Raw genomic sequence first — 17055 nt, 5'->3', positions numbered from 1 at the left:
TCTTTAAAAAATTTGATCTACCCCGCTAGGAAAAACCGTTAACCGAGAGTATCTTCAATGTTAAAGAACAATCTGGAGCTTGCATGACTGCCACTACATTTAAAGTCGTATTTATCCTTATAGGCCTAGTGCTTATATACAAACTGATCTTTAGCGGTAAAAAGGGATTAACGCTATTTGAAATGCATTTTAAAGAGGGACGATTAATCAGCCATAAAGGAAAAATCCCCGACAAATTCCAGCGAGAATGCAGAGGTATTGCTAAATCAGAAAAGTTGACTTGTGTGGTGCGAGCCGAAAAATCAGGTGATGTGCGCTTACATGTTTCGGCGAACGTAAGTGACGCGATTACCCAGCGTATCCGCAATCAATTTCCGTTTGAATACTACGATAAGAAACAGGTAGATAATAGCAAACAAACGGGCTAAACAAAGGCGGCTCACTGGCCGCCTATTTTCAACGAAAAACAGCAAATCTTAACGCTTATTCAGCTTTCCATCACGCTGGGCATCATCGATAATTCGTTGATTATCGGTGGTCATAGGATCTTTGACCTCCAGAGGATCGGTTTGCGGCTCCTCTTCCACAGAAAAATCAATCTGATGAACACAAGCCGTTAAACCTAATACGCCTAAAAGCAATAGTGTCTTCATTGACCTTTTTTCCCTGCGAAAATCTCTAATCCCCACACGAGTGCGATTCCCATAGACATAGCAGCAATTGCCCAGAAAAGCTGTGCTGGTTGGCCTGTAAACAGCTCAAACTGCATTGGCGACAAATTTTGTTCCAACAATGGCACTAACTCGCCTGCAGAGTTTTCTCTCCAAGTAAGAACCTGCTTCCACGGCCAGATCTTGCCTAACGTTCCTAGCATCAAGCCCGTAAGAAAAACAAGAGTCGCATCATGATAGCGTCGCATTAGCGCCGATAACAAATGGCTAAAGGTCAATAACCCAAATACACAACCAGAAGCAAAAATCGCTAAGACTAAAATATCAAAGCTCTTTGCCGCATTCAGAATCGAGGTATATAAACCCAGTAACAGCAAAATAAAACTGCCAGAAATACCAGGTAACAACATGGCACAAATGGCAATACTGCCACCGATAAACACATTGAAATAGGTCAGTTCAAGGGCGATGGGATTGAGTACCGTTATCCCCCACGCAAATGCTACACCAGCGATAAACAGCACCAATCTCGTCAAAGAAAAGCCTCGAACCTGCTTTAACATATGAATAACCGAAATAATAATCAGCCCAAAAAAGAACGACCAAACGGGGATCGGGTGATGAGTCAAAAGGTAGGTGATCAACTTAGCTAAGGTGAAAATACTGGTTAATATTCCCCCGAAAACCGCTAATAAAAATGGGCCGTTGATATATTCAAATGCAGATTTAACACCTTGACGGCGAATAACCTTGATCAAACTTGGGTTAACTCGACGAATGCTTTCTAATAGCGTATCCAAAATCCCAGTAATAAAAGCAATCGTTCCACCCGATACACCAGGCACAACATCAGCGGCCCCCATTGCCATGCCTTTTAAATATGTCAGCAGGTATTTCACTCAAAATCCTTATAAAATTGGTCTCATACCGCCATCACGGTATCGATAGCCCTTGATTATACCCATGCCAGTGCAATATGGGGAAATGAACTTTGCTTCATTTATCACGGCATGCTCATCTGTGCTAAGTCCTGTTGTTAACTAATTGTGATTAGGCTACCCTATGCACTCATCAGACCAGATAAATATAATAATAGAAACTTACAATGAAACAGAATCCCACTAAAGTTATGCGCCTCTACAATAGGCTTTCAAAACTACCACTTGGTAATAAGATTTTCTCTATTATGGTGGCACGTATGGCCCCCTATTTCGGCACCATACGCCCATTGATCACTGACCTACGTCCCAATTACTGCCAATGCTTTATTAAAAAACGTAAGGCGGTACACAATCACATTCAAACCGTGCACGTTATCGCCATCTGTAATGGCATGGAAATGGCTATGGGTGTAATGGCTGAAGCATCAATTCCAGCTCATTTACGCTGGATCCCAAAAGGGATGAGCGTTGACTATACCGCTAAAGCGGGCAGTGACATCCGCTGCGTTGCAGAAGTAAAGCCTGAGCAATGGGTCGAAGGCGATATGCTAGTTCCGGTTACTGCCTATGATGATAATGACGTTGTGGTGGTAAAAGGTCATATAAAGCTGTGGATCTCAGTTAAGCCTGCTAAAAACTAACATCAAGCGTTGAAAATACCTTAGGATAAGCTGATTAGTGATTTAGCGATAATTAGGCTGAAAATGAGGCAGAAACCATCCACAGGTATCTTAACAAAATGGCATAAGGATAAGGGTTTTGGCTTTATCCAGCCCCATGATGAAACAGCGCCTATATTTGTTCACATCAGTAGTTTTCCCTCAAAGACGCCCTCACCAAGCGTGGGGCAAATCGTCAGTTTTAAGCTGAGTAAAGATGCCAGAGGCCGACGCTGCGCCATCATTGTCGATAAACATGGCACGCCGCTAACGAGACAAAAACACCCATTTTTAGCCTTTAAAACGAAACAAGAGTTAAACTTAATCCTTGTCGCAGGGCTATTCATCGCGTTAACAATAGCCTACCTGACACAGCAGATCCCCATCGATCCCCTGCTCTATTATGCAGCCTTAAGTCTGATAACTTTTATCATGTTTGCGATCGATAAACGCGCCGCTCGCTTGCAAAACAGACGCATCAGCGAGCGTAGCTTACAGCTAATGTCCTTGTTGGGCGGCTGGCCTGGTGCCCTAGTCGCTAAGCAAACCCTAAGGCATAAATCTCAGAAGGTGAGTTTTCGCTTGGGTTTATGGCTGGTTATCGTGTTAAACAGCGCGACATTAATCTGGTTTGGCTATCGAGGCTATCTCAGTAGTTTTAGCCTTATAGATTGGGTATTATGAGACATCAACTTTAACTAAATGAATTAATTATGAGAATGATATTAGCGGTCGTCGTGATTGCTGGGGTGCTATTTTACTTTTACACCAGTATGAATAACCAAAAAGCAGCTAAAGAAAATATTGAGATTGGTCAGCAATTTTTAGCCGACAACAAAAACAAACCTGGTGTGATTGAAACCCTATCGGGACTGCAATATCAAGTATTGGCAAAGGGCGATGGCACCGAGCACCCTAAGGCGACTGATACGGTTACGGTGCATTACCATGGCACCTTAATCGATGGCACCGTCTTTGACAGCTCAGTTGAACGGGGCGAGCCCATCGCTTTTCCGCTCAACCGTGTCATTAAAGGTTGGACCGAAGGCGTACAGTTAATGGTGGAGGGCGAAAAGACCCGCTTCTTCATTCCAAGTACATTAGCTTACGGAAACCGCAGCACAGGCAAGATCACTGGAGGCTCGGTGCTCATTTTTGATGTTGAGCTGATCAGCATAGATAAGTAATTATCTTTAATAAAAAATGCGCCAAATGGCGCATTTTTTATGCTGTTTTACCACTGTGCATTAAGCGCACAGGACTGAAACCTGTTGAGGCCTAATAACCAAATGGGTTATCGATTGAGTCAGCAGGCTGGGTAAACCAAACTGGGCCAGTGTCGGTCATATAGAAGTGATCTTCATGACGCACCCCAAACTCTCCAGGGACACACAGCATAGGCTCATTACTAAAACACATACCTGGTGCGAGCGGCGTCAGATCGTTAAGTACTAGATATGGCCATTCGTGAATATCTAATCCGATCCCATGACCTGTCCGATGAGGTAAGCCAGGTACCTTGTATCCAGGACCAAACCCTGCAGCCTCTAACACATCTCGCGCAGCTTTATCGACGCTAGCACAGGTAGCGCCCACTTTAGCCGCTTCAAATGCTGCGATCTGCGCGTCTTTCTCTAATTGCCATAACTGACGTTGACGATCGCTTGGGGTACCAAATACATAAGTGCGAGTAATATCTGAGTTATAACCGTGAAGCTGGCAGCCAGTATCAATCAACACTGTATCATTAAGTTCTAGCACCTTGGGCGACTTAACGCCATGTGGGTATGCACTGTCTTCGCCAAATAGAACGATACAGAAATGGGATCCCGCAGGAATCCCTACCGCCTTATGGGCCTCATTAATAAAGTCTTCTACTTCACTAACCGAGATCCCGACGCATAAAATACGCGCCGCCGCTTTGTGCACTTCAAGGGTCATCTCTTTGGCACGCTGCAGCAGACTCAGCTCCGTTGCCGACTTAATCATACGACACGCAGCGGTGACGCTTTTTGCATTTACATACTCTAAACTTGGCGCAGCTTGACGCACTCCATCAAATATAAAGAAAGCGGCAGATTCATCGATGCCCACTTTACCGCTATCGATACCCATGTTATTGAGCACTTGGCCAAACAACTGATAAGGACTCTCATCTTCCTGCCAAGTATTCACCTTGCCATCAATAACCATAAAACCTTTTAGGGTATCTAACTCAAATGCGGGCGCGATATATTCCACGTCGCCGCTTGCAGGAATAATAGCACCAACCATGCGCTCACTGGCATACCAGCGTGTACCCGTAAAATAATAAAGGTTCGTTCCCGCGTTAATATAGATAGCCGCTAACCCTTGCTCAAGCATAAGCTGCTGCGCTTTTTCGACACGAGCAGCAAACTCATCTTGACTGATCCCTACCACGCCGTCAGTCATGTCCTTAAGCTTAGCTAGCTCTGCAGCTGACGTTGAGCCACCAATACCGATCGTACTACTGCTCATATCTGTCATAAAACACCCTTTATATTTTTCACTTCAAGAGTCAATGATGGACACCTTGTCGTGAGTGTTTAAGATTGCAAGTACGCTTATTAGCATAAAATATACAGAGTTTCAGTATAAATTTGATGAGCGATTTCTAATGGGGAGTGACAATTAGGTTAAGAACAATGCGACAGGGAAAACGATAGAAAATGAACAGTAAGGCAAACGCTGTAAAACGAACAAACAACGAAAGCGTCAAGCCACTTTCGAACATAGCAGCCTATCACTGTTGCCTTAGCAAGACTTGTAAGCCACGACAAACTAAGGTTTCCATATCATCAACCCGTGCAATATTAACGTCGCTCATTGGCGCTGTCAGGGCTAGCTGTTTTAACGAATCTACGCAGCCTCGATGATAATCGTGATTATTCATCATAGGGCCAGCTAACCAAATCCGGTTTGGGTTAAACAGATTAACAGACCATGCCAACCCCATCCCCAAATAACTCCCAGCACGATACAACTCTTGCGGTGATTTAAGCCCACCTCTACGAATAGATTCTCCGCTAGCAAGTTGCTCTAGGCTATATTCGCCAGACTCACTGATCACCCGACAATGCCCAAGCTCTCCGGCAACGCCAGCGGCACCAGTGAAAAGTTGGCCCTTAATGGCGATAGACATTCCAATTCCCATGCCGCTCATCAATAGCAATTCACAATCATTCTTAGCGTTACATAATACAAGCATGCCCGCGTCGATATCGTTATGAATAATGGCGCGTTTGGCTTTAGTGTCTAGTTGCGCCAGACAAAGCCCATTGAGCTTGGGTGACACTTTACAAGAAACTAAGGTTTGATTTTTTACTAAGCCGGGGACAGCAATACCGAGTTGATAATCAACAAGTCCATAATCCGCTTCAAGCTCCGCGATCTGCTGATTAAGTTGTTTTACCGTAAAATGCTCACCAGTGGCAATCTTATACTGCTCAGTACGTCCTTGGACTTCTATCTCAAAAAGGGCTGTCGAACCACCAATATCAATGGTCAATAATTGCATATATGCTCCGATAACATCTGTCCAAGTATAAAAATCAGCTTAACTTTACAGCCAACAATGTTATCACAAACTGGTGACGGTAACGCCATAAAAACTGCTTATAAGACACTGCTTTGATTACATTTACAGCACAGAGAATAAAGATTGGGTCACTTAAAAGTTACATTTCCACTCAAGATCCAAGCTTTGAATGCTTAAGTTGGGCGACGCTGCCCCACGCCATAAGGCATAAGTGAATTGCGATAAGCGGAATACAGCTTACGAGCATCACCTTCCATCCAAGATGATATAACACCAACCCCGCACTTAACGAAGCGATAGCTTGCGAGCTAAACACAAAGGCATCATTAAAAGACTGCACCTTAAATCGCTCTTCCCTTTGGTAATAGCTGCTCAATAGCACAGTGCCCACAACAAACAGAAAATTCCAGCCAATACCTAATAGCACGAGTGCAACCCAATAATTGAGCAGTTCATGTCCCATTAACGCTATGGTGATTGTTAGGCCATAGGCAAACAACCCTGCTAACATCATCTTTTGAGTGCCAAACTTAGCCATCAAATAGCCACTAAACAGTGAGGGGAAGTACATCGCGATGATATGGCTTTGGATCACCCATTTAGTATCGGCAAGTGAATGGTGCTCCATATGATGCATATGCAACGGCGTTGCTGTCATCACAAAACTCATCATGCCATAGCCTATGGTTGCCGCGCCAATGGCTGTCCAGATTTGTGGCTGTAATAAAATCTTCGCTAACGGTCGCCCATCTTTTACTGACTCATTAACATTCGATGCTGTAGTAAGCGGCTCTTGATAAAAGGTCAGTACCATGGCCGCTATCAAACAAACTAAGGTTAGAAAAAGGAACGCGCCAACATAAGATTCGCGAATAAGATGAGATCCCAAAACCGCGAGTTCCGGCCCCACAACCGCAGCAATTAACCCGCCAACAAGCACACGCGAAGCAGCCTTGGCCCCATCAATTGCCTCTACCGACTCCATTGCTGCAAATCGATATTGCTGCACGATGGCACCCGATGTGCCGAGCATCAAACCGCTAAAACAAAATAGTGAAAACCCATGTGTTTGCGTCGCAATCGCGGCAACAACACCCGCTAAAGCACCATAACAAGCGCCAAAAATGAACACTCGCTTGCGTCCAAAACGACGCATCAGCCGACTCACAGGAATAATCGACACTGCAACACCAATCACCATCATGCCAATAGGTAGCGTCGCCAACGAAGGAGTGGGCGCCAACTCAACCCCAATCAAACCACCAAGCAGCATCATCATGGGTGTGGCACTCATCGCAAAGGCTTGTGCTAAGGTCAACACCCATACATTTCTTGGCATCAAATAGTTCTCCATTTATCGGTTACGCATTTAACTCACTACCAGCAAGATAAACCACACATAGGCTAAGAATCTAGGTTAATCATCGAGGCATTGGCGACTCCCCCTTCCAACCTAGGTCTGCAACTGCGATAATCCTTACTCATTTGATCAAGCCCGATACTACTCTCACCGTAGTAAAAACAGGAGCCAGTATGACGACTGCAACAGCACAGCGCCTCAATTTAGTCCGTAACCAGCTACACTCAGCCCAGCTAGACGCCTTTATCCTTCCACGCGCAGATGAATATCTTGGCGAATATGTGCCAGAGCGAAATGAACGTCTTCAGTGGCTAACCAATTTTACCGGCTCGGCTGGAATGGCAATTGTGTTAAAAGAGAGTGCCGCTATCTTTATTGATGGTCGTTATACGGTGCAGGTAAAACAGCAGGTCGATGCTTCGCTTTACCAATACTTGAGCCTTACCGACACGCCACAAATTTCGTGGTTAGTCTCACAACTGTCAGCTGGCGCCAAAGTCGGCATCGATGCTCGCTTACACTCTTTGAACTGGTATCGTGCAGCCAAAACTGAGCTTGAGCGCGCGGGTATCGAATTAGTCTCGATGGCAAGCAATCCTGTCGATCTGCATTGGCAACAACGTCCAGAAGCCTCCACCGCAGCTATCATCTTATTTGATGAAGAAAGTGCTGGCCGCTCAAGCTTCGACAAGCGAAGCCAAATTGGCACAGCCATAAAACAAGCGGGTGCCGATTGCGCCCTTATCACCGCATTAGATTCATTTTGTTGGCTGCTCAATATTCGCGGCAATGATGTCCCAAGGCTGCCCGTTGTCCTCGGCGCATCACTGCTTTATTCCAATGGTGACATGGTGTTGTTTACCGATCTCAATAAACTCCCTCAAGGTATCGAGCAACATGTTGGCTCGGGCGTAACCTTTAAAAGCGAAAGCGAACTTGAAGCGACATTGAGTACCCTTTCAGGGGTTAAACTATTAATTGATCCCAACGGCGCCAATGCGTGGATGCAATTGACCGCAAAACAACATGGCGCAGAGCTAATTGAAGGTGCTGACCCCGTCGCCTTACCAAAAGCACAAAAAAATAGTGCCGAACTTGCGGGTATGACCGCCTGCCATATCCGAGATGGGGTAGCCGTTAGCCGCTTCCTCGCTTGGTTAGATCAACAAGTCGCCGCAGGTAAACTCTATGACGAAGGCGTACTGGCCGACAAACTGGAAAGTTTCCGCCTGCAAGACAGTTTATATCGTGAACCCAGCTTTGATACCATCTCAGCGGCTGGTGCCAATGCTGCAATGTGTCACTACAATCACAATAACGGCACCCCCGCCATGATGCAGATGGACAGCATCTATTTGGTCGACTCTGGCGCGCAATATTTAGATGGCACAACAGATGTTACTCGCACCATCGCCATCGGCAAGGTTACTGACGAGCAGCGCAAAATGGTCACTTTAGTATTAAAAGGTCATATCGCTTTAGATCAGGCTCGCTTCCCTAAAGGCACCACTGGCCAGCAACTCGATGGTTTTGCTCGCCAATATTTATGGCAACATGGATTCGATTATGATCATGGCACAGGCCATGGCGTTGGCCACTTTTTAAGTGTCCATGAAGGGCCTCAACGAATCGGAAAAAACAGCAACGCCGTCCCGTTGCTTCCGGGCATGGTGTTATCGAACGAACCGGGCTATTACCGCACCGATGCCTTTGGTATTAGGATTGAAAACTTAGTTGAGGTGCGCCCATGTGCCGCCTTGGAAGGTGCTGAACGGGAAACCTATGAGTTTCATGCCCTGACACTCATCCCAATAGATTCACGCCTTATCGACACTCAATTGCTAAATGATCATGAACTTGCTTGGTTCAACGCTTATCATCAACGTGTTCGCGATACCTTGTCGCCATTAATGCAAGGTGAAGAACTCGCTTGGCTATTACGCGTCACCGAAGCGATTTAAACAAAGTTCAAGTGATTCGAAGATCTCAATAAGCTAATATCGAAAAACGGCACCTAATCTAGGTGCCGTTTTTATTTCAGCAGAACAAAAGCGCCAATCCAAAGCTGTCATCATGAGATCTAAAGCTCTGGCTTTATCAACTTCGATTAAGCCAATACAATAAAAGTGCAGGTTTTAACCAAAAATTTTGCTATACTCCGCGGCCGCCATTTGGCGTCGGTCATTAATCGAAGAATTGTTTCTCCACGGATTAAGCAGCCCGAACTAGAGTGTTATATTGTCGTTATGTTGAATAGGTAAAAACAGGATACCCCAATGAGATTTGAATCTTTTAGTTTTGCTCCAGAGATTGTGCGCGCTATCTCCGATTGTGGCTATCAAAAAATGACGCCTATTCAGCAGCAAGCCATTCCAGCCATTCGTCGCGGCCAAGATGTGCTAGCCAGTGCACAAACAGGGACGGGTAAAACCGCCGCATTTGCCCTGCCTATATTGCAAAAAATGGTCGACAACCCAAGCGAGACTCAACGTTCAAATACCCGCGCGCTAATTTTAGCGCCAACTCGAGAGCTGGCCGCGCAAGTCGCTGATAATATCAAAGAGTACAGCCGCTATCTGCCCATATCTGTGTTGACCATCTACGGCGGCGTCAAAATGGATTCTCAGGCACAGAAGTTAAAGAAAGGTGCCGATATTATCGTCGCTACACCAGGCCGTCTACTGGAACATATTCAGGCTTGTAACCTAAGCTTATCTCATGTCGATTTCTTAGTACTCGATGAAGCCGACCGTATGCTGGATATGGGCTTTATCAGTGACATTCAAAAAATTCTGCAAGCGGTTAATAGCAAACGTCAAAACCTGCTATTTTCTGCGACCTTCTCAAATGCGGTAAAACAGCTCGCAAACGAGATGTTAGTTAAACCAAAACTCATTAGTGTCGATAAGCAAAACACCACCGCTGTGACAGTAAGTCAAGTGGTCTACCCAGTAGAGCAACGCCGCAAACGTGAGTTACTATCAGAGTTGATTGGTACTAAGAACTGGCAACAGGTACTGGTATTTACCGCCACTCGAGAAGCTGCCGATACCTTAGTTAAAGAGCTAAACCTCGATGGTATCCCTTCAGCCGTAGTACACGGCGAAAAAGCCCAAGGAAATCGTCGCCGTGCGCTGCGTGAATTTAAAGAGGGTAAAGTACGCGCTTTGGTTGCCACCGAAGTGGCTGCTCGCGGCTTAGATATTCCAGCGCTAGAATATGTCGTTAACTACGATCTGCCCTTCCTTGCAGAAGATTATGTCCACCGTATTGGCCGTACAGGCCGTGCAGGTCGCAGCGGCGTCGCCATCTCTTTGGTCAGTCGTGAAGAAGAGCGCACCTTACACGACATCGAAAAATTGATCGGTAATAAGATCCGCCGTATTACGATCCCAGGCTACGAGGTTGGTAGTCGAGAGCTACTGATCAAACATCTACAGAAACGTCGCAGTTTCGCCAAGAGACAACAGCGAACCGACAACGTCGGTGCCCAAGTTGTCGCCGAAAAGAATTTAGGGACTCGCCGAGTGAAGCTGAAGAACTCTGCTAACGCTAAAATAAAGAAGCCCAAATAATCGACGTACAGTTTTTATAATCAAATAAGGCACTTAACTGTGCCTTTTTTGTGCACATCGATAAAGCGTGGTTTATTTGACCAGTGCAAAAACAACTCAAACTGACCAAAGTAAGCAGCATGTAAAAAATTAACGATAAAAAATAGGGACGGCGACGAACGCTTTCGATTACCTGTTCCCGCCATCTATATCATAGATAAAAATGGCTTAGTCCACTTTCAATACGTCAACCCCAATTACAAGGTTCGCGCCGATCCAAAACTCATCTTAACCGCTGCGAGTTTAGTCACGCAGTAATAGAGGCATGCAGTTATAAAGGAATGCAATCATAGAGGGATAACAAGGATATAGGGTATACTCTCCGAGCAAATCGCCACTTTTTCTGCTCGGAGAAACCATGACAGAGCAAACCTATAACCAAGCCATTGTTGAATTAGCCCAAGCTGGACTCGCCGCTTTAGCCCAAAGAGCCGACACGCCTAATGCCATAAAAACCGCCGCGGCTGAGAGCCACTTTATTTGTAGCTGGATGGCACAAGCATTAAAAGAGCGACGTTTTTCCAAATTAGTTGCAGGCGATCTGACTAACTGGATCCGTGACGGTCGCAGTCTGGGCGCTAATGCTCAGCTGCCAGACCTTCTGGCTCGAATTAACACGCAATATCATGCAGCCATGGGCAACCAGGGTGTTGGCGATGCGCTAAAGGCGATGATTGCAGCACTTGATGAAGAAGAGTGGCTAGTGATCCTTGACTGCGAAGTCAGTGGCAAGCTTAAACTCGATAGCGATGGACGCAACAGCCTGATTATCTCAGTTGAACAGTATGAGCAACATATCCAAGCCGGAAAACTGCTTAAACCCATCACCCTCTATGTCCGCAGCGATGAGCAATTGCTTGCCCGACTTGCCGCCAAACATCAGCTACTGCTGAGCCCTGGCAACAAGAAAGCCAGCTTAATCAAACATCATAAAGCCTATAAAGTTTACCCAAATAATCAGCAACCAGCATTGGCGCTATTAGTTAGCTAACGCTAGCGAGCAATTCCAACAACTCTGCATACGAGAGCGGCTATGACATCATCATCACAACACTACAATAACTTGTGTCAGCAGTTTAAAACCATTTACCACTTTGAGCATTTGCAGGCTCTAGGAGATTGGGATCAGGCGACCATGATGCCTGCTGGCGGCAGTCAGGCTCGCGGCGAGGCCATGGCACAACTGGCACTGCATATTCATACTCTTAAGACCTCTGCCGATTTAGGCGAACAGCTGGCACGTGCCGCCTATGAACCATTGTCAGATGATCAGCGCGCTAACTTACGCGAAATGAACTACCAACACCTTCAAGCGACGGCGCTTCCGGGTAAACTGGTTCAGGCGAAAACCGAGCTCACTTACGCCTGTGAACATGGGTGGCGGGAGCAGCGAAAAAATAATGATTGGCAGGGATTTAAGCCCAATTTAGAAGCGGTTATCGCCTTGGTTCGAGAAGAGGCGAACATCCTAGGTGAAGTGCAAAATATCGCCCCCTATGATGCCTTGATTAATAAATTTGAGCCAGGTACCAACACAGCACAAATTGATAAGGTATTTGGCGATCTGAAAACCTGGTTGCCAGATCTTATCAGCCAAGTACAAGCGCAGCAGCAAGCGTGGCCGAAGCTCAAACTTCCCAGCGCCGCAGTCGATGCGCAGCGGATCTTGAATACCGAGGTGATAACCCAATTGGGGTTTGATTTTAGCCTAGGAAGACTCGACACCAGCAGCCATCCATTTTCAGGCGGTGTTCCTGGCGATGTGCGCATCACCACTCGCTATGATGAACAAGATTTTCTTACCGCGCTGTTTAGCACTATTCATGAAACGGGTCATGCTAGGTATGAGCAAGGATTACCAATCAAATGGCGTGGACAACCTGCTGGGCACGCCCGCTCGATGGCGATTCACGAAAGCCAGAGCCTGTTTTTTGAGATGCAACTGGCCCGCGGTGAAGGCTTACTCAAACAGCTCACTCAAAGTATTAACCTGCATCTCAATACCCAATTCAACGATAGCCAGCTACAACAACTGGTTACCCGAGTCTCACCTGGGCTTATCCGTGTCGATGCCGATGAAGTGACTTACCCTTGCCATATTATGCTGCGTTATGAAGTGGAAAAAGGCCTTATCGATGGTAGCCTGACCGTGGCCGATCTGCCTGAGTTTTGGGATCTGTCCATGCAATCGCTATTAGGATTATCGACTCAAGGAGATTATCGCAACGGCTGTATGCAAGATATTCACTGGCCTGTGGGTGAGCTTGGTTACTTCCCTAGCTACAGTTTAGGCGCCATGTATGCCGCCCAGTTCAGAGCCAGTATGGAGAGCCAAATAGGCAATCTAGACTCACTGATAAGCAGTGGCAAGATTGCTACAGTCATGCAATGGTTAAACGACAATATTTGGTCTCAAGGTTCACTGCTCACCACTGATGAACTAGTCACTACCGTGACAGGGGAAACCTTAAATCCGGCTCACTTTAAGCGGCATCTGCTTAATCGATACCTTTAGTAGTATTAGCGACACCTAAAACAAAGAAGCACCCAAACGGGTGCTTCTTGCTACGCAACTTACAGCCTATTGGCGCGGCTCAGCATCAGTAGCTGCGGCACCATTTAACCCGCTACTTTTTGAACCTGCACCGTTTAAGCCAGCCCCCTTGACAGCATCAGTATGGTAAGTGGATTCACCCGCAGGGAAAACCTCATTGATTAACTGATGATTGCCACTGAGTAGAGAGTTCAGGCTCCCTTTATCGGCATCCACCAAACCTAGCTCTCTTAACATAGCATCGACCAAGGGCGCATTAGCGCGATAATTAAGCGCCGCGCTAGTGACCTGCTCGGCCATACCGCCTTGACTTGCATGTCCTTCACCCTGACCTGTCGCTAGGGTATTTCCACCAGCGCCATAACCTTGAAGGATCTTAATCCCCTCAATGTTCTCTAACGGCTTAACCGATTGCTCAATGATCTGTGGTAAGGCCTTGAGCATAGCGAGTGCCTTCTGCAACTCGATCTGTTCTATACTCAGCACGTTTTCAGCTTCATGTAAGGCCTGCTTACCTTTAGCATCGACTTCGTACACTTTCTCATTCGCCTGTGCCTGCAATATCTTAGCATCTGCACTGGCTCTGGATTCCGTCAGAATCGCACTCGCTCTATCTTCTGCGGCGCGTTTCTCGGCTTCCGCTTCGACGGTTACCGCAACCGCTTCACGCTCTGCCTCTTTACGCGCATCGATGACTTCAATCTCTTTACGGCGATTAGCCTCAGCCACTTGACGAGCGGTAATGACCGCTTCCTCTTTCTCAACCTTTAACTTTTCAGCCTCGGCCGCCTTAGCACGCGCCGCAGACTCCTCTTCTGATTTAGTCGCAACGGCAATCTGTTTCTCCTGCTCGGCAACTTCAATATCGCGCTGCTGCTGAATGCGTGATTGCTCAATCGACTTACGCTTCTCAATCTCACGGGTTTCGATATCTTTGGTCTTTTCAATCTGTGCCGTTTCAACGGCGCGCTCTCTGGCGATCTCCGCTTCACGCTCTTCACGGGTCTTCTGTTCTTGCTGCTTTAAGATCTCAGCTTTTTGCTCGGCGCGCTTAAAGTCGAGCACCTGTTGTTGAGCCAAGCGGGCTTCTTGTTCCGCCTTTTCAATCTCTAGCGACTCTTTTTCCGCTTCGAGGTTACGCTGTTCGATCTTGATGCGATTATCTTGTTCGATATCGTTAGTTTCTTTGCGCTTCTCTTCAATAATCTTAGCCAGACGCGCGCGACCTTCGGCATCGAATGCGTTGTTTTCATTGAAAAACTGTAGGTCTGTTTGGTCAAAGCCGGTTAACGAGACAGACTCAAGTTCTAAACCATTCTTTTCAAGATCGTTGGCCACATTGTTTTGTACACGCTGCACAAAATCCGCCCGCTGCTCATGCATCTCTGTCATGGTCATCTCTGCTGCGACCGCACGCAGTACGTCGACAAACTTAGACTCCATCAGCTTTTTGACCTCTTCGACGCGGGTTGTTCGCGTGCCTAATGTCTGGGCTGCCATCGAGATGCCTTCGGAACTTGGAGCAACTCGCAGATAAAAATCGGCGCGCACATCGACGCGCATTCTGTCTTTAGTGATCAGCGCATCTTTTTGCATCTTCTCCACTTCGATGCGCAGCGTATTCATGTTGACGGCAATGGTCTCATGAAGCACTGGGAGTACGATAGCACCACCGTCCTTGATGATTTTTTCACCACCAAAGCCGGTTCGCACAAACGCCATCTCTTTCGACGCACGTCGGTAGAGCTTTGCGAATATCAATCCGATCACCAATAAACCAATTAATACCGCACCTGCGACAATAAACACAAAACTGCCGTTAAGCGTCGAGCCGATCCCCTGAATTTCACCCATTTTTATTCCTTAAAAAATGCCACTACTTATCGTTGAAAAACATCACCAGTGGCACTGGTAATGCCCGTTATTGACAAGACAAAGAAACGTCAATCGTTAATCTTTGCCGCTGACCATACCTTTCCTACGCGCTGAAGCAACACGACTTGTGTGCCTTTAGGAAACTCGAACGCTTCAAACTCAGGTTCGACTAACACATAATGCTTTTGATTAAAGCCATCGCGCACCGCAGCTTCACTTGGAAATCCGCGCCGGGCGCAACCCACGGTGATCACCCCCACCAATCCAGACAACTCATCGACAGAAATGGCCGAAGATTCGTTTTTAGGTAATAGCGAGGCTAACTTAGCGCCTAAAAATCGGCAGGATAATGCGGTAAATAATAGCGCTATAGGCAGGCTAATGATCACAGGTAGGGATGAATAGACTATCAAGGCAATATAATTGATAGAGAAGCCGGCAATAGCAAAGCTGGTGAGCATCAAGACCAGCCAGATGAGTAAGGGTAAGCGATCTAGGCATAACCAGCCCACAACACCGGTGATCCCCGTTACCCCTGTATCGACATCGGCATCAAGATCGATAGGTGATAGGTCGTCGAGTAAGCCAAATAAGCTTACGCCCAATACCATAGAAATACCTTCAACTATGCCTAACAGCACGACAAAGGCGATAGCTAAACTAAAAGGTAAGTTATCTGACAGAAGTAAAAAATCCACCTCATCTCTCTCCATGAGAATAGCCTTCACCAAGAGATGATTAAGGCCTAATTAATGTTTTACACTTACTTTGTGCCCCAAGACCATAGCAAAAATGTTGAGGCTGATGTGCGAACTGGATTTAAATAATTAGCGATTTAGGGTAACAGACTGAATAGGCAAATGAAACATTCAAGACTCAGATAAGCCGACTAAAAATACAGCCCTCAAGGTGCGTAGTGCGTTAGCAGATAATTGATTAGCTAATCATACTGTGAGATCATCGAAAATCGCTCAGCCCTCATTCGAATAACATTAACTCTAAGAATAAGCGATATAAGCATCATGAACATTCGTCATATAATTCCAACGGACTGGCCAGCAATTTTAACCATTCAGGAGGAGTGTTATCCCGATATCGTTCATGAATCCTTAGCAGCGTTGCAGAGTAAAGCCTTAGTTGCACCAGAGTCTTGTTATGTACTTGATGTTGATGATCACGTGTTAGGTTACTGTTTAGCCCACCCTTGGTATATCAACCAACCACCAAGCCTAGAGCAGGTTATCGATAGACCGAGCGATGCCGATACGCTCTACCTTCATGATATCGTTTTTTCACATAAAGCTCGGGGATTAGGCGCTGGGGAGAAAGTCTTTAACCGCTTGGTCAATAAGGCAAAACAACTCAATTTTGACACCCTGTCTTTGGTCGCCGTGCAGGGGGCGAACACTTATTGGCACCGTCTTGGGTTTAAATCGCGTATAATCGACAAACCCCTCGACAACTACCCCGAAGATGCCTGCTATATGGTGTATCAGTTATCTGATAAGTAGTTTTTAAGTCGATGAATTTAAAATATAAATATTTAAGAGAATGATATGGCCCGTAGAGTCGGTTACACCTTCAAGAAGCAATATAAAGAGATCAACTTTGTTTACGATAAGTTCAACGACATGTATGAGGCGGTTGCTGCTGCTGAGGGTGTCGATCTCACCCGTTATCACGCAATGGAAGCCCAAGTCGCGATGACCTCTAAAGGCTCACAAGCCGTGAAAGATTATCGCCTTAAGGAGTTTGAACGCTTCGGTTTTACCAACATCCATTTTATTCGTGATGAAATTGAATAAGCAGTTCGATAAACTAT

Annotated in this window: 17 protein-coding genes and 1 pseudogene; 11 read left to right on the top strand and 7 right to left on the bottom strand. The window is 46.2% G+C overall.

Features of this window, described 5'->3' with window-relative positions:
- Window positions 1-83 precede the first annotated feature (83 nt).
- Window positions 84-428 carry a DUF3634 family protein gene (locus K0I62_RS04380; RefSeq protein WP_220070306.1) on the top strand — a complete coding sequence of 115 codons (345 nt, stop codon included), beginning with the start codon at window positions 84-86 and terminating at the stop codon, window positions 426-428.
- Window positions 429-476: 48 nt separating this feature from the next.
- Here the strand turns inward: K0I62_RS04380 and K0I62_RS04375 are convergent, their stop codons facing one another.
- Together K0I62_RS04375 and K0I62_RS04370 are read right to left on the bottom strand one after the other, a co-directional pair.
- Window positions 477-653 (bottom strand): hypothetical protein, encoded by a 177-nt coding sequence (locus tag K0I62_RS04375; RefSeq protein ID WP_220070305.1) that lies wholly within the window; start codon window positions 651-653, stop codon window positions 477-479.
- The gene (locus K0I62_RS04370) at window positions 650-1570 is read right to left on the bottom strand and encodes a polyprenyl-phosphate transporter (protein ID WP_220070304.1); all 921 of its coding nucleotides are present in this window, start codon (window positions 1568-1570) and stop codon (window positions 650-652) included. The genes K0I62_RS04375 and K0I62_RS04370 overlap by 4 nt, the downstream gene beginning before the upstream one ends.
- A 206-nt stretch (window positions 1571-1776) precedes the next feature.
- On the opposite strand from K0I62_RS04370, the gene K0I62_RS04365 reads away from it, so the two are divergent.
- The 3 genes from K0I62_RS04365 to bamJ all read left to right on the top strand — a co-directional run bounded on the left by K0I62_RS04365 (window position 1777) and on the right by bamJ (window position 3458).
- On the top strand, window positions 1777-2253 hold the full coding sequence (locus K0I62_RS04365) for a hotdog fold domain-containing protein (RefSeq protein ID WP_220070303.1): 477 nt from the start codon (window positions 1777-1779) through the stop codon (window positions 2251-2253).
- A 63-nt stretch (window positions 2254-2316) separates the two neighbouring features.
- Complete coding sequence (locus K0I62_RS04360) at window positions 2317-2955, top strand: DUF1294 domain-containing protein (protein ID WP_220070302.1); 639 nt, start codon at window positions 2317-2319, stop codon at window positions 2953-2955.
- Between the two features lie 29 nt (window positions 2956-2984).
- Complete coding sequence (gene bamJ / locus K0I62_RS04355) at window positions 2985-3458, top strand: BamJ family beta-barrel-assembly machinery protein (RefSeq protein WP_220070301.1); 474 nt, start codon at window positions 2985-2987, stop codon at window positions 3456-3458.
- Between the two features lie 91 nt (window positions 3459-3549).
- On the opposite strand, the gene K0I62_RS04350 is transcribed toward bamJ, so the two are convergent.
- The 3 genes from K0I62_RS04350 to K0I62_RS04340 form a co-directional block, all read right to left on the bottom strand.
- Window positions 3550-4779, bottom strand: a complete 1230-nt coding sequence (locus tag K0I62_RS04350; protein ID WP_286670321.1) for a M24 family metallopeptidase — start codon at window positions 4777-4779, stop codon at window positions 3550-3552.
- A gap of 256 nt (window positions 4780-5035) precedes the next feature.
- The gene (locus K0I62_RS04345; RefSeq protein WP_220070300.1) at window positions 5036-5809 is read right to left on the bottom strand and encodes an ROK family protein; all 774 of its coding nucleotides are present in this window, start codon (window positions 5807-5809) and stop codon (window positions 5036-5038) included.
- Window positions 5810-5981: 172 nt separating this feature from the next.
- Entirely contained in the window at window positions 5982-7169 is a 1188-nt protein-coding gene (locus K0I62_RS04340; protein ID WP_220070299.1) for an MFS transporter, read from the bottom strand.
- A 194-nt stretch (window positions 7170-7363) separates the two neighbouring features.
- Here K0I62_RS04340 and K0I62_RS04335 point away from each other — a divergent pair, with 194 nt between their 5' ends.
- The 5 genes and pseudogenes from K0I62_RS04335 to K0I62_RS04320 all read left to right on the top strand — a co-directional run bounded on the left by K0I62_RS04335 (window position 7364) and on the right by K0I62_RS04320 (window position 13319).
- Window positions 7364-9151 (top strand): aminopeptidase P family protein, encoded by a 1788-nt coding sequence (locus K0I62_RS04335; RefSeq protein ID WP_220070298.1) that lies wholly within the window; start codon window positions 7364-7366, stop codon window positions 9149-9151.
- Between the two features lie 315 nt (window positions 9152-9466).
- Window positions 9467-10765, top strand: coding sequence for a DEAD/DEAH box helicase (locus K0I62_RS04330; RefSeq protein WP_220070297.1), 1299 nt, complete (start codon window positions 9467-9469; stop codon window positions 10763-10765).
- 159 nt (window positions 10766-10924) lie between these two features.
- A pseudogene (locus K0I62_RS19365) lies at window positions 10925-11062 on the top strand (peroxiredoxin-like family protein); the annotation flags it as partial.
- A gap of 100 nt (window positions 11063-11162) precedes the next feature.
- A complete protein-coding gene (locus K0I62_RS04325) occupies window positions 11163-11795 on the top strand; it encodes a DUF2913 family protein (protein ID WP_220070296.1) in 633 nt (210 codons plus the stop codon).
- Window positions 11796-11837: 42 nt separating this feature from the next.
- The gene (locus K0I62_RS04320; protein WP_220070295.1) at window positions 11838-13319 is read left to right on the top strand and encodes a carboxypeptidase M32; all 1482 of its coding nucleotides are present in this window, start codon (window positions 11838-11840) and stop codon (window positions 13317-13319) included.
- Window positions 13320-13385: 66 nt separating this feature from the next.
- On the opposite strand, the gene K0I62_RS04315 is transcribed toward K0I62_RS04320, so the two are convergent.
- On the bottom strand, window positions 13386-15212 hold the full coding sequence (locus K0I62_RS04315; protein WP_220070294.1) for a flotillin family protein: 1827 nt from the start codon (window positions 15210-15212) through the stop codon (window positions 13386-13388).
- A gap of 89 nt (window positions 15213-15301) precedes the next feature.
- Entirely contained in the window at window positions 15302-15946 is a 645-nt protein-coding gene (locus tag K0I62_RS04310; protein ID WP_220070293.1) for a YqiJ family protein, read from the bottom strand.
- Window positions 15947-16255: 309 nt separating this feature from the next.
- Between K0I62_RS04310 and K0I62_RS04305 the strand changes: the two genes are divergently transcribed.
- A complete protein-coding gene (locus K0I62_RS04305; protein ID WP_220070292.1) occupies window positions 16256-16744 on the top strand; it encodes a GNAT family N-acetyltransferase in 489 nt (162 codons plus the stop codon).
- A gap of 45 nt (window positions 16745-16789) precedes the next feature.
- Complete coding sequence (locus K0I62_RS04300; protein WP_220061770.1) at window positions 16790-17038, top strand: DUF2960 domain-containing protein; 249 nt, start codon at window positions 16790-16792, stop codon at window positions 17036-17038.
- The last annotated feature ends 17 nt before the right edge of the window (window positions 17039-17055 follow it).

Source organism: Shewanella psychrotolerans, from assembly GCF_019457595.1.
Classification (GTDB): domain Bacteria; phylum Pseudomonadota; class Gammaproteobacteria; order Enterobacterales; family Shewanellaceae; genus Shewanella; species Shewanella psychrotolerans.
The sequence above is the reverse complement of the archived record's forward strand: the minus strand, read 5'-3'. Positions and strand labels throughout refer to the sequence as shown.

Excerpts from the sequence above, each read along its gene's own strand:
- K0I62_RS04350 (WP_286670321.1), bottom strand. The coding sequence starts at position 4,779 with ATGACAGATATGAGCAGTAGTACGATCGGTATTGGTGGCTCAACGTCA.
- K0I62_RS04325 (WP_220070296.1), top strand. The coding sequence starts at position 11,163 with ATGACAGAGCAAACCTATAACCAAGCCATTGTTGAATTAGCCCAAGCT.
- K0I62_RS04310 (WP_220070293.1), bottom strand. The coding sequence starts at position 15,946 with ATGGAGAGAGATGAGGTGGATTTTTTACTTCTGTCAGATAACTTACCT.
- bamJ (WP_220070301.1), top strand. The coding sequence starts at position 2,985 with ATGAGAATGATATTAGCGGTCGTCGTGATTGCTGGGGTGCTATTTTAC.
- K0I62_RS04365 (WP_220070303.1), top strand. The coding sequence starts at position 1,777 with ATGAAACAGAATCCCACTAAAGTTATGCGCCTCTACAATAGGCTTTCA.
- K0I62_RS04315 (WP_220070294.1), bottom strand. The coding sequence starts at position 15,212 with ATGGGTGAAATTCAGGGGATCGGCTCGACGCTTAACGGCAGTTTTGTG.
- K0I62_RS04345 (WP_220070300.1), bottom strand. The coding sequence starts at position 5,809 with ATGCAATTATTGACCATTGATATTGGTGGTTCGACAGCCCTTTTTGAG.
- K0I62_RS04375 (WP_220070305.1), bottom strand. The coding sequence starts at position 653 with ATGAAGACACTATTGCTTTTAGGCGTATTAGGTTTAACGGCTTGTGTT.
- K0I62_RS04380 (WP_220070306.1), top strand. The coding sequence starts at position 84 with ATGACTGCCACTACATTTAAAGTCGTATTTATCCTTATAGGCCTAGTG.
- K0I62_RS04330 (WP_220070297.1), top strand. The coding sequence starts at position 9,467 with ATGAGATTTGAATCTTTTAGTTTTGCTCCAGAGATTGTGCGCGCTATC.
- K0I62_RS04305 (WP_220070292.1), top strand. The coding sequence starts at position 16,256 with ATGAACATTCGTCATATAATTCCAACGGACTGGCCAGCAATTTTAACC.
- K0I62_RS04320 (WP_220070295.1), top strand. The coding sequence starts at position 11,838 with ATGACATCATCATCACAACACTACAATAACTTGTGTCAGCAGTTTAAA.
- K0I62_RS04360 (WP_220070302.1), top strand. The coding sequence starts at position 2,317 with ATGAGGCAGAAACCATCCACAGGTATCTTAACAAAATGGCATAAGGAT.
- K0I62_RS04340 (WP_220070299.1), bottom strand. The coding sequence starts at position 7,169 with ATGCCAAGAAATGTATGGGTGTTGACCTTAGCACAAGCCTTTGCGATG.
- K0I62_RS04300 (WP_220061770.1), top strand. The coding sequence starts at position 16,790 with ATGGCCCGTAGAGTCGGTTACACCTTCAAGAAGCAATATAAAGAGATC.
- K0I62_RS04335 (WP_220070298.1), top strand. The coding sequence starts at position 7,364 with ATGACGACTGCAACAGCACAGCGCCTCAATTTAGTCCGTAACCAGCTA.